General features: G+C 38.0%; 10 protein-coding genes. 2 read left to right on the top strand and 8 right to left on the bottom strand.

The features are described from left to right. The 4 genes from nuoC to hexA all read right to left on the bottom strand — a co-directional run bounded on the left by nuoC (position 1) and on the right by hexA (position 4,736). The gene (gene nuoC, locus ABN217_RS00315; protein ID WP_072068607.1) at positions 1–1,797 is read right to left on the bottom strand and encodes an NADH-quinone oxidoreductase subunit C/D; all 1,797 of its coding nucleotides are present in this window, start codon (positions 1,795–1,797) and stop codon (positions 1–3) included. 76 nt (positions 1,798–1,873) lie between these two features. After that, positions 1,874–2,548, bottom strand: coding sequence for a NuoB/complex I 20 kDa subunit family protein (locus tag ABN217_RS00310; RefSeq protein WP_072068608.1), 675 nt, complete (start codon positions 2,546–2,548; stop codon positions 1,874–1,876). A 17-nt stretch (positions 2,549–2,565) separates the two neighbouring features. Beyond that, the gene (locus tag ABN217_RS00305) at positions 2,566–3,018 is read right to left on the bottom strand and encodes an NADH-quinone oxidoreductase subunit A (protein ID WP_072068609.1); all 453 of its coding nucleotides are present in this window, start codon (positions 3,016–3,018) and stop codon (positions 2,566–2,568) included. Positions 3,019–3,818: 800 nt separating this feature from the next. Beyond that, positions 3,819–4,736, bottom strand: coding sequence for a transcriptional regulator HexA (gene hexA / locus ABN217_RS00300; protein WP_072068610.1), 918 nt, complete (start codon positions 4,734–4,736; stop codon positions 3,819–3,821). Positions 4,737–5,590: 854 nt separating this feature from the next. On the opposite strand from hexA, the gene ABN217_RS00295 reads away from it, so the two are divergent. Both ABN217_RS00295 and yfbR read left to right on the top strand, forming a co-directional pair. Continuing rightward, complete coding sequence (locus tag ABN217_RS00295; RefSeq protein ID WP_072068611.1) at positions 5,591–6,805, top strand: pyridoxal phosphate-dependent aminotransferase; 1,215 nt, start codon at positions 5,591–5,593, stop codon at positions 6,803–6,805. 135 nt (positions 6,806–6,940) lie between these two features. Continuing rightward, positions 6,941–7,522, top strand: a complete 582-nt coding sequence (gene yfbR / locus ABN217_RS00290) for a 5'-deoxynucleotidase (protein ID WP_049203494.1) — start codon at positions 6,941–6,943, stop codon at positions 7,520–7,522. 47 nt (positions 7,523–7,569) lie between these two features. Here the strand turns inward: yfbR and ABN217_RS00285 are convergent, their stop codons facing one another. From ABN217_RS00285 to ABN217_RS00270, 4 genes are all read right to left on the bottom strand, one after another. Next, positions 7,570–8,805, bottom strand: coding sequence for a hypothetical protein (locus ABN217_RS00285; protein WP_197269019.1), 1,236 nt, complete (start codon positions 8,803–8,805; stop codon positions 7,570–7,572). A 190-nt stretch (positions 8,806–8,995) separates the two neighbouring features. Further along, a complete protein-coding gene (locus ABN217_RS00280) occupies positions 8,996–10,825 on the bottom strand; it encodes an SLC13 family permease (protein WP_349458946.1) in 1,830 nt (609 codons plus the stop codon). A gap of 109 nt (positions 10,826–10,934) precedes the next feature. After that, positions 10,935–11,597, bottom strand: a complete 663-nt coding sequence (locus ABN217_RS00275; RefSeq protein WP_349458944.1) for a sugar phosphatase — start codon at positions 11,595–11,597, stop codon at positions 10,935–10,937. 34 nt (positions 11,598–11,631) lie between these two features. Beyond that, positions 11,632–12,126, bottom strand: coding sequence for a YfbU family protein (locus tag ABN217_RS00270; RefSeq protein WP_072068750.1), 495 nt, complete (start codon positions 12,124–12,126; stop codon positions 11,632–11,634).

Below are 12,126 nucleotides of genomic sequence, written 5' to 3'. Positions count from 1 at the left end.
TTAACGATCCACATCCGACATTACAAAATCAATACTTCCCAGATACACAATCAAGTCAGAAACCAAGCTACCGCGGATAACCGCTGGGATTTGTTGCAGGTGAGCAAAACTAGGCGTACGAATACGTGTACGGTAGCTCATTGTGCTGCCATCACTGGTTAAGTAATAGCTGTTGATCCCTTTAGTGGCTTCAACCATCTGGAATGATTCATTAGCAGGCATAACCGGGCCCCATGAAACCTGTAAGAAATGGTTAATCATAGTTTCGATATGCTGTAATGTGCGCTCTTTTGGTGGAGGCGTTGTCAGTGGATGGTCTGCTTTAAATGGCCCTTCTGGCATATTTTTATAGCACTGTTCCAAAATGCGTAAACTCTGGCGTAACTCTTCTACTTTCAGCATTACGCGATCGTAACAGTCACCATTACTTGCGACCGGAATTTCAAATTCAAAGTTTTCATAACCTGAATATGGACGCCATTTACGCACGTCAAACTCAACGCCTGTTGCACGAAGACCCGCACCTGTGACCCCCCACTCTAACGCTTCTTTCGAGTTATATGAGGCAACACCGATAGTACGACCTTTCAAAATACTGTTTTGCAACGCTGCTTTTACGTAAGAATCTAGACGTTTTGGCATCCAATCTAAGAATTCACGTAATAAACGTTCCCAACCGCGAGGCAAGTCATGAGCAACACCGCCAATACGGAACCATGCGGGGTGCATACGGAATCCCGTAATCGCTTCAACAATGTTGTAGACTTTTTGACGATCAGTAAAGGCGAAGAACACTGGTGTCATTGCACCAACGTCTTGGATAAAGGTACTGATATACAGTAAGTGGCTATTAATACGAAATAGCTCAGACAGCATGACACGAATGACTTTAACACGTTCAGGCACTTCGATACCCGCAAGTTTTTCGACTGCAAGTACATAAGGCATTTCGTTAACGCATCCGCCAAGGTATTCGATTCGATCTGTATATGGGATATAGCTGTGCCAAGATTGGCGCTCACCCATTTTTTCAGCACCACGGTGGTGATAACCCACATCGGGTACACAGTCGACGATTTCCTCGCCATCAAGCTGAAGAATAATACGGAATGCACCGTGAGAAGATGGATGATTAGGGCCGAGGTTTAAGAACATAAAGTCCTCATTCTCAGTACCGCGTTTCATCCCCCACTCTTCAGGTTTAAATGTCAGCGATTCCATTTCCAGATCCTGTTTCTGCTTTGTCAGCACATAAGGATCGAACTCTGTCGCACGAGCAGGATAATCTTTACGCAGTGGATGACCTTCCCAATCAGGAAGCATCATTATACGGCGTAAGTTCGGGTGCCCATTAAAGACAATCCCAAACATATCCCAGACTTCACGCTCATACCAATTCGAGTTAGGAAAGAGAGATGTGATAGTCGGAACATTAAGATCATTTTCACTTAATGCGACTTTCAACATAATATCTTTATTACGATCGATTGATATCAGATGATAGAAAACGGAAAAGTCTGCTGCTGGCAAGCCTTGACGGTGCGTACGAAGACGCTCATCAAAACCATGCATATCAAACAGCATGACATAAGGTTTTGGTAAAGATTTGAGGTATTGCATTACCTCAATAAGTTGTTCCCGTTTAACCCAAACAACTGGCATGCCAGTACGAGTAGGCTGGAACGTAAACGCATCTGGCCCGAATTTCTGACGCAGTTCATTAACCACCTGATCATCAATATGATCGGTCGTTTCCCACGCTGGCCGAGCGCTTTTTTGCGCTATCTGATCGGTCATTTCTATTCACCACAACTTTGATCAGGGTTACTATGATCGCAACACATTGCTCTGGTTACGTCTTAGGCAAAAGCCTTTAAATTTCGTCAGGAGTACGCAGATTTTTGACTGCGATACGCTCACCGTGTTTTCTTTCTCGTTCTGATTGCATATTGGCACGGTAAACACCTTGGTCGCCGACAACCCACGATAATGGGCGACGTTCTTTACCAATGGACTCTTGTAATAACATTAATGCTTGCATATAAGCTTCAGGGCGTGGCGGACATCCAGGAATATACACATCAACTGGAATGAACTTATCCACACCTTGCACTACGGAATAGATGTCATACATACCACCAGAGTTAGCACATGCACCCATAGAGATAACCCATTTAGGTTCTAACATCTGATCATATAAACGCTGAATAACAGGTGCCATTTTCGTAAAGCACGTACCTGCAACCACCATAAAGTCTGCTTGACGAGGGGATGCACGTAAGACTTCGGAACCAAAACGAGCCACGTCATGTACTGCTGTAAATGACGTCACCATTTCAACGTAACAACAAGAAAGACCAAAGTTATATGGCCATAAAGAGTTTTTCCGTCCCCAGTTCACAACGTCATGCAACGCATGTTCCAGTTTTCCCATATACACGCTGCGATGAACGTGAGCATCTAATGGGTCACTGACAATTTCCTGTGTTTGCAGGGGATAACGGTCATTCTCACCGTTCGGATCTATGCGGGTGAGGGTATAATCCATTTCTAATGCCTCGCTTATTACTGCTGCGGATGTTTGCCGCTGGTTAATCGAACATGGCTTTTACTCGCAGTTTCACGGCGAGAGCGAATAGGCGTCCAATCTAATGCACCTATGCGAACCAAATAGAATAATCCAGCTAATAAAATAGCGATGAAGACTGATGCTTCAATAAAGCCTAACCAGCCGACTTCACGAACGGAAACAGCCCAGGCATAAAGAAACAATGCTTCAACATCGAAAATAACGAAAAACATGGCAACTAAATAGAATTTAGCCGACATGCGCAGACGAGCGCTACCAACAGAATCAAGACCAGATTCATAAGGAACATGCTTTGCCCTTGCCTGTGCGCGTCCGCCTAAATAGCGGGCGCCCAACAACATGAGCGAACATAACCCCAATGCGCCTATGAGGAAGACAGCAAATGCCCAATGATGGGCGATAACTTCGGTGGTTGTAGACATACTCATTGCTTACTCATCAAAGGTGGTGTCAATTAACCAACTCTTATCCGGCGGTTTACACCACATTTCTAATTACGAAAAAAAAGGCGTATTAAACAGACTTGCTAATTAAACAACTAATAACAGTCTATTTATACCTTTCTTATTTTTTAGAAAACTTTGTAATAAATCACACTGTTTTCTATCGCGATTTAACAAATTTAACACTCATTTTTAACACCCAATTACTGGCTAATGCTAAAACGTGTCAGTCAATCTACAAAATTTTTACTAACACGCTTAGTCTAACCGATAATTCGATTTTACTACACCAGTATCTCAGGAAAAACCTGACTCAACACAGGCAAATGTGCCTTATTTTCTTGATCAAACTCACAAAATAGTCGAAAAAATACTTAATCAGTTTAAAATTTATCCAAATTTTAACAAATTAACTTTCCAATATTGTGGAGGAGGTCAAATATCCGTTTTGATTTGTGTTTTTATTCTCTAAAAACCTAGACAATCTTTTTATTTGTTAACAAATCCTACAAGTGATTAACCAAGGGGGAAGGTAAACATTTTTTTTACAAGCAGTTAAGGCGGTTATAGAATGAAATGTCACAAAGATGAATACATAAATCAACATAAATATTAACACAATGTTACTATATCCAAATATGACAATAAAAAAACGGAAATAAATGCGCTTAATTGCATCTATTCCCGTTTATCATTATTCATCACTATTTAGTCTTATTTGACTATTTTTTTAATCTTTAATTTTTGTGTTTTAACACTCAATATCTACACAACGATTAATGTGATTATTCCAGCTCAGTCGAGCTAATATCTTCAGGTGCAGTGACGGTATAAGGTGTTTTCTTGTTTTCAATTGCATTGAACACTGTTAACACCGCTTCATTTTGTTCATCAAAGTTACGATATAACCAATATTGTGTTTCAGGTAAACGCGGTAAACCTTCACTTTCGCCTAAAATACGTAAATCGGCATTTTGCATTTCAAGTGGACGCGCAGTAATACCCACTTCTGCATTTACGGCCGCACGAACAGCAGATAAAGAAGCCGCTTCATACGCAATACGCCATTGAATGCCTGCATCATCTAGTGTGTTCGTTGCTAATTGACGGAATGGGTTTGTTTCATCCATCACAACTAAAGGGATAGGCTCATTCATTTGTATTTGGAAATCAGGCGCACAGTGCCATAACACAGGTGCGGTGCGTAACGCTGTACGCGGGTGATGACCAATACGGGCTGTTGTTAATGCTAAATCAATTTCATGATTATCTAGCATTGCTTCAATATATTGAGAACGTTTAATGCGTACATCAACCGCTAAACGTGGATATACTGACGCGATACGGTTTAATAAAAAAGGCAATAAAGTATCAACAGAGTCGTCAGAGGCACCAATACGTAGCTCCCCTTCTGCATCGCTATACGTTAATGACGCAGTTGCATCATCATTCGCACGTAAAATTTGACGAGCATAACCTAATAATTGAAGGCCATGCTCTGTAAGTAACTTATTACGACCATGGCGGGCGAAAAGCTCTCTGCCCACCAATTGCTCTAAACGTTGCATCTGCTGACTAACAGCTGACTGGGTTCGACATACAGCAGCAGCTGCGGCTGCAAACGTGTTTAAATCTGCTACAGCTACAAACGTTCTAAGCAGATCGAGGTCGAGATTCATTATCGGACGATTTGCATTAATCATTGTTTATTCTTCACTTATTTTTGATTTTTAAATTACATATACCTGGTGTTTTTTTATCAAAAGTCTAAAAAAGACTTCTAATTAGACAGTACTCTACTCTGAAAAGGAGAGCAAAGACATACCGAATACTTTACATTTGTTTCTTATCGTTTACACCTCCTAGATAGAAAGGAATTGCATCTTTTTGTAACAAATTAAATTTTATTATCATTTCAAGCATTCACAAGAAAGAACTGCATACCATCATCACAAGTTAGACTTGGATCATACTATATTGTTTTCTCGTACATAAATTTTAACATTTTGAAAATAATTTAAATTATCTTAACTATGCATTCCAATTTAAGTATCTTCCCCTATAAATTAAATTTAAGATTTAAATTTAATTTATACTTAAACCGATTGATTGCTATAGAATAAAGTAGATTTAACCATATTATTTGAAAATTTAATATATTAAGTCAGATAATACAAATCCGATAAAATTATTCAATAATTGATTATGCAACATCCCATCTATCTATGTATCACATCAACTTATTTCTGATCACCACACTAAAAAGCCCTTATTCACTAGAATAATAATCCAGAATTATTATCAAAACTGAAATATAAACCCGCCATAAACCACACAATCAGTCATCAAAATAACATTCTAAGAATAAACTGACCTTTTACACCAAAAATTACCTAGCATCTTCAAAAGTTTGTAACGTAAGAGTAGAGTGATAGAACAGTTATTTGCTGGGGCAGCCTTTTCATTTGTATCTTTCTATATGAATAGCAATTGGCGATAAATGTCGCTAAGTCACCACAGTAGAGATACACGTCAGACCCTATTAGGTAAACGCGCTATGAATCAAATTAAAAAATCAAACAAACTCGAACATGTCTGTTACGACATTAGAGGTCCGGTTTTGCAAGAAGCAAAACGTCTGGAAGAAGAAGGTAATAAAGTTTTAAAACTCAATATTGGTAACCCGGCACCTTTTGGCTTTGAAGCACCTGATGAAATTTTAGTAGATGTTATTCGTAATCTACCAAGCTCACAGGGCTATAGTGATTCAAAAGGACTGTTCTCTGCACGTAAAGCTATCATGCAGCATTATCAAGCTCGTGACATGCGTGACGTCACTGTTGAAGACATCTATATTGGTAATGGTGTTTCTGAGTTAATCGTGCAAGCAATGCAAGCCTTATTAAATAATGGCGATGAAATGCTAGTGCCCGCTCCAGATTATCCTTTATGGACAGCTGCCGTTTCCCTTTCTGGAGGAAACGCAGTTCATTATATGTGTGATGAACAGCAAGGCTGGTTCCCTGATCTCGATGATATTCGTAGCAAAATTACAAAAAATACCCGTGGTATTGTTATTATTAATCCAAACAATCCAACTGGTGCGGTATATAGCAAAGATATTTTGATGGAAATCGTTGAAATAGCTCGTCAACATGACCTAATTATCTTTGCCGACGAAATCTACGATAAAATTCTCTATGATGATGCGGAACACCATTCTATTGCAGCGATGGCACCTGACTTATTAACAGTCACCTTTAATGGCTTATCAAAAACCTATCGCGTTGCGGGTTTCCGCCAAGGTTGGATGGTATTAAACGGCCCTAAAAAGCATGCTAAAAGCTACATTGAAGGCTTAAATATGCTGGCTTCCATGCGATTATGCGCCAACGTTCCGATGCAACACGCTATTCAAACTGCATTAGGTGGTTATCAAAGTATTAGCGAATTTATTCTACCGGGTGGTCGCTTATATGAACAACGCAATCGCGCTTGGGAACTGATCAATCAAATTCCTGGTGTGTCTTGCGTTAAACCTATGGGTGCATTATATATGTTCCCTAAAATAGACCTTAATCGCTACAGTATTAAAGACGATCAGAAGATGATCCTTGATTTATTACTGCAAGAAAAAGTTTTACTGGTACAAGGTACTGCCTTTAACTGGCCATACCCAGACCATTTCCGCATCGTCACCCTTCCCCGTGAAGATGATTTAGATATGGCAATTCAAAAATTTGGACGCTTTATTGTGGGTTATCACCAATAAAATTGTCTTCTATTAGAGAAAACGCAGTATAACAACCCGTTATATTGCGTTTTTTTATTTTCTTTTTTATTGGCGTTTACATCTGTTAATTATCCACTCACAATAATGTCTTCAATCACACAATTGGGAGATATTATGAGTTACTTTTTTGCCCACCTTTCTCGCTTGAAACTCATTACTCGTTGGCCTTTAATGCGTAATATTCGCCAAGAAAATGTTTCTGAGCACAGTTTACAAGTCGCTTTTGTCGCCCATGCTTTAGCGGTGATTAAAAATCGTAAGTTTGATGGTAATGTCAATGCTGAGCGTATCGCATTACAAGCGATGTATCATGATGCCAGCGAAGTGATCACCGGCGATATGCCAACCCCCATTAAATATCACAATCCGCAAATTGCCCATGAATATAAAAAAATAGAAAAATATGCACAGCAAAAATTAATTGAAATGCTACCTGAAGAGTTACAAGATGATTTTCGTCCGCTGATCGATGAACAATTACATAGTGAAGAAGAAACCTTTATTGTTAAGCAAGCAGATAGTCTGTGCGCTTATTTAAAATGTCTTGAAGAGTTAGCCGCAGGCAATAGCGAATTTAATCTGGCTAAAAATCGGTTAGAAAAGACCCTAGCAGAAAGACACAGCCCGGAGATGGACTATTTTATGAAGGTGTTTGTACCAGGGTTTAGTTTATCGCTTGATGAAATTAGTGAGTGATAATAATCACTCACTTTAAAGTTGATACTGTAATTTAATGATATAAATCAATCTTCATTTTTTACATCGTTTTTATCAGGATTAATATCCTTATCATTCATACCTTGTATATTTTCCATTTCCTTTATATTTTCTGCTAAAAACTTCAATGTATTGGATTCAAAACTTACGATCAAACCTTCTGTTAATTTATTTAGCCTATCAATTTTGCTATTATCTTTACCAATAACTAGATTTCTTATTCCTTTCATACCTCTAATAAATACATTACTTCTATTGATACTTTTTGTTTTTCCCATAGCAAGCATTATTATATCATTTTTATTTTCATTAAGTCTTAGTGCTTTCATATAATCTAATGTTTGGTCAATTGCCGAATTAACTGTCTCTAATCGTTTTTCTGCGTTTAATGTAGCAGCAAACTCTAAACCTTTATCTTTGATCATTTTTTCAATAATATTTTCGGCTTGTTCTAAATTAACATGAATATTATTGTCATTAAGATAGTGTTCAGCAATTCCTTGAAAAATATCATGTGTATTTAAATCACTTTTATTTCTAACAATATTTTTATTTTTAAAATCATTAACAAGTTCAAAAAGACCTTCTATTTTTTTATCAAATTTATTTGACCCCATTATTTTTAATATATTTTTTGCTCTATTAGTGATATTCAACTTATTTTTTTCAGCGTCTATATATTCTTGGTATTTCTCATTTAAATAATCCTTTACATACTCAACAGAATCATTCTTATTATTATTTTCTAATATAGAAAAAATTATTGCCTCATCTGCATTGTTTAATTCTAATGAAATAGAAAAATTAGTCATTGCTTTTGATGCTTTATCATGAAACTCAGGTGCTAATGAAGTAAAATTATTATACTTTGATAATATCTCATTCCCCACACTTTCTTTATTATTCATCAAATTATTCGCGATCAATCCTTTAAAAACAGTACGACGTGTAGAAATAGCCTGTTTTATCTGTTTTAGATCATCGCTAACACTTTGAGTCAAATTTTTATTATGTTCACTAGAAAAAATAATGTTTTTATTATTTACTCTTGCTGTTGATTTACCCTGGCTATTTTTTTCTATTATTATCTTTTTTATTTTATTACTTAATACTTTGTTACTTCCTTTTGATGTATGATTATTGCCATTAGTTTTAAACTCTCTACTATTGTTTGATATAGTGCTTATTCTCTTGTCATCTTGAGTATTTTTATCATTCTGAATCAAAATGTTGTTTGGGGTGCTTATTGAATTTATACACATTATATATCTCTCTTATTAAATTATTTTCAGATCAATAATATGACTATACTTTTTTTTCTAAGAAAGATTTTCAGAAAACACACATTCATAGATATATCGCATACATCAAATAAAAAACATCGCACAATAAATAAAAAACGCTGTCTATTAATTAACAAACAGCGTTTCAGCAAAACAAAAATATTGATAATTAGAATGGGAATAATAGCGGGATCAGGAAGACACTAATCAACATCACAATAACCGTAAATGGCACACCAATCTTCATAAAGTCGGCAAACTTATAGCCACCCGGTTCCAGGATCAGCGTATTAACAGGCGATGAAACTGGCGTCATAAATGCTGCGGATGCTGCAACACCTATCACCATTGCAAATGGTAGTGGAGAAACATTCATTTGGTTAGCCGCAGCTATAGCAATTGGTGCCATTAATACCGCCGTTGCCGTATTGGAAATAAATAACCCAATTGATGCACAAAGTATAAATAAACACACCAACATCACTTGAGGACCAGCACTACCCGCGACATCCATTAAACCATTCACAATAAGCTCAATACCACCTGTTTTTTGTAATGCAGCGGCAAATGGCATCATACCTACAATCAAAATAATACTTGGCCAATGGATAGAACGATAGGCACTTTCCATATCAATACAACGGAATTTACCCATTAATAAACAAGCAATAAGTGCTGCAATAAAGTTGGGTACTTCATTTGTCACCATTAACGCTACCATTAATGCTAACGAAAATAATGCATGAGGTGCTTGTGATGAGGCTGGCGCAACAGTTTCAATTTCTGCAGCTAAATTTAACACGATGAAATTACGTGGTTTAGTCGATAAAACACGAATAAGTTTCCAATCACCAATAACCAACAGCACATCACCGAGGCGTAATGGTTCATCAACAATTTTACCCGGCAACGCATTACCTTCTCGGCGAATAGCAACAACGTTTAACCCGTAGCGAGTACGGAATTTTATCTCTCTTAATGATTTGCCTAATAACTCTGAATCTGGATTCATGGATACTTCAGCAAGGCCTACATCACGTGACTGTTCAGAGAAATATTCTCCACGTAATACCATCGGCTCTAACATCTGTTCACGGCAAAATTCGCGCAAATCAACATCACTGGCAGACATATCTACCAATAAAACATCACGCTCTCTTAATTCAGTGCCCCCTGTTGCGCTGACCATCACGCGCCGAAACCGCCTCCAGCGTTCAATACCAACAACGTTTGCACCATAACGAGAACGTAGGTGCAATTCATCAAGTGAATGACCTATAAGTGGGGAACCTTTACGAATAGCTAAACGACGAGCACGTCCTGCTAATTGATAATCACGAATAAGATCACGGAAAGTACGACGATAAGCCTCTTTTTGCTTACCATTATCGTTATTTCCTAACCAACGACGTACCACCAGCATATATAGAATACCGGCAAACAATACAGCAATACCAATAGGTGTAATGGAGAAAAATTGAAAACTTGGCAATCCTTCTCTGACTAATTCACTGTTAACAACCATATTAGGTGGAGTCGCCACTAAGGTCATTAATCCACTGATAAGGCCCGCAAAACCTAGTGGCATCATTAAACGGCCTGGTGATGTTTTCATGCGAGCGGCAACACTCAACACAACAGGAATAAAGATAGCTACCACTCCTGTTGAGCTCATGAAAGCCCCCAAACTTGCAACACATATCATTAATAGCACAAGCATTTTAACTTCACTGCTACCCGCGACACGTACAAGCCAGTCCCCCATTTGATAAGCCACACCTGTTCTCACTAACCCTTCTCCAATAACAAAAAGGGCAGCAATTAGTAATACGTTAGGATCACTAAATCCTACTGTAGCTTCATTTAATGTAAGTGTACCGCTAAGAACGAATGCGATGATGACAAGTAAAGCGACCACATCCATGCGGATTTTATTGGTCGTAAAAAGGACAATAGCTATCAATAGCAGGCTTAAAACCCATAATAATTCGCTATTCAAAATGGCCTCGATCAGCAATAAGTGAAAACAGGTTAAGACATCAATTCACTACATTGATAAGTAGACCATTTTTACATCAATAAGTCTTCTAGTATGATCAAAGAAAAGACTATCTTTTGTGCGTTATTATCACTTTTTCAGCTTGCTTCTCGATTTGAATATCATTTAAAGAATCAATAATTAAATGAATCTCATTACGGCGAGGAAGGGATAAAGGAGCATGTACAGCAATGACTTGACATCCTGCATCTAAACCAGAGTAAATACCAGCTGCTGCATCTTCAAAAACTACACACTCTTGAGGCAATAAACCTAATTTTTTTGCGCCTAAAAGATAAGGTTCAGGATCAGGCTTACCTTTACTAATACATTCAGCCGTCACCCAATGTTTAGGCTCAGGGATCCCCGTGACCGATTGGCGTGTTGATGCGATTGGTACGGTACCAGAAGTCACTATTGCCCAAGGAATATCTAATTCATTAAGGTGATTGATTAACTCAATGGCCCCAGGAAGAGGTGCTAAACCTTCGGTTTGTGTTGATTCTAATTTTTCTAACCAGCGAAAAGTATCTGTTATCTCTTGTTCTGTAGCATTAGGCATAAAATGGCGAATCGACTCAATAGCAGGCTTTCCGTGGATATAGTCATTAATCTCTTGTGTTGATACGCCAACGCGTTCACCAAATAACGCCCAACAATATTCAACAACGGGTAATGAATCAACTAATGTTCCATCTAAATCAAACAGAAAACCTTTACATGTGATCGCCATAATTTATGCCTACCTTAGAATGATGCGTTACGTATTACGCATTAAGAATTTGTTGGATTTCAACGGCGCTAAGGTGATATTGCCGAGGGCAGGCTAACCAAACAGCCAGCATTCTTTGGTATTTCTCCCACATTGGTGTTTGTGAGTTGAAACCATGACTACCACTATCAAAATGCGTATAGCGCCCTTCTGTATTCACCATAAAACGCACATAACTAAGATAGCGGGATTCTGTCGCCGCATCAAAGCCAATAAATGCGACACGACGAGCATCTGGCATTTCTTGATCTTTTAAATTATCGCGAGAAACTTGCAGTGCATGGTACATTTCCATGACGTTAATAATGGTACGGCAAGTCTCCTCAGACATTTCATCAAAATCACGGTCTAGTTCACGTAATTGTAACCCGTAACCGCGTTCAATGATTGTCTGATAGCGACGATAACGTTCAGCGTTATCAGGATCCATCATAGTCATCATTTTATATTGATTAGAGAGGATCAAGCGTTGTGCGTGTGTCATTTCCAT

This window comes from Proteus sp. fly-1067 (genome assembly GCF_040139345.1).
GTDB classification, from domain to species: domain Bacteria; phylum Pseudomonadota; class Gammaproteobacteria; order Enterobacterales; family Enterobacteriaceae; genus Proteus; species Proteus vulgaris_B.
Note: the sequence above shows the minus strand (reverse complement) of the source record. Positions and strands in the feature narration are given on the sequence as shown.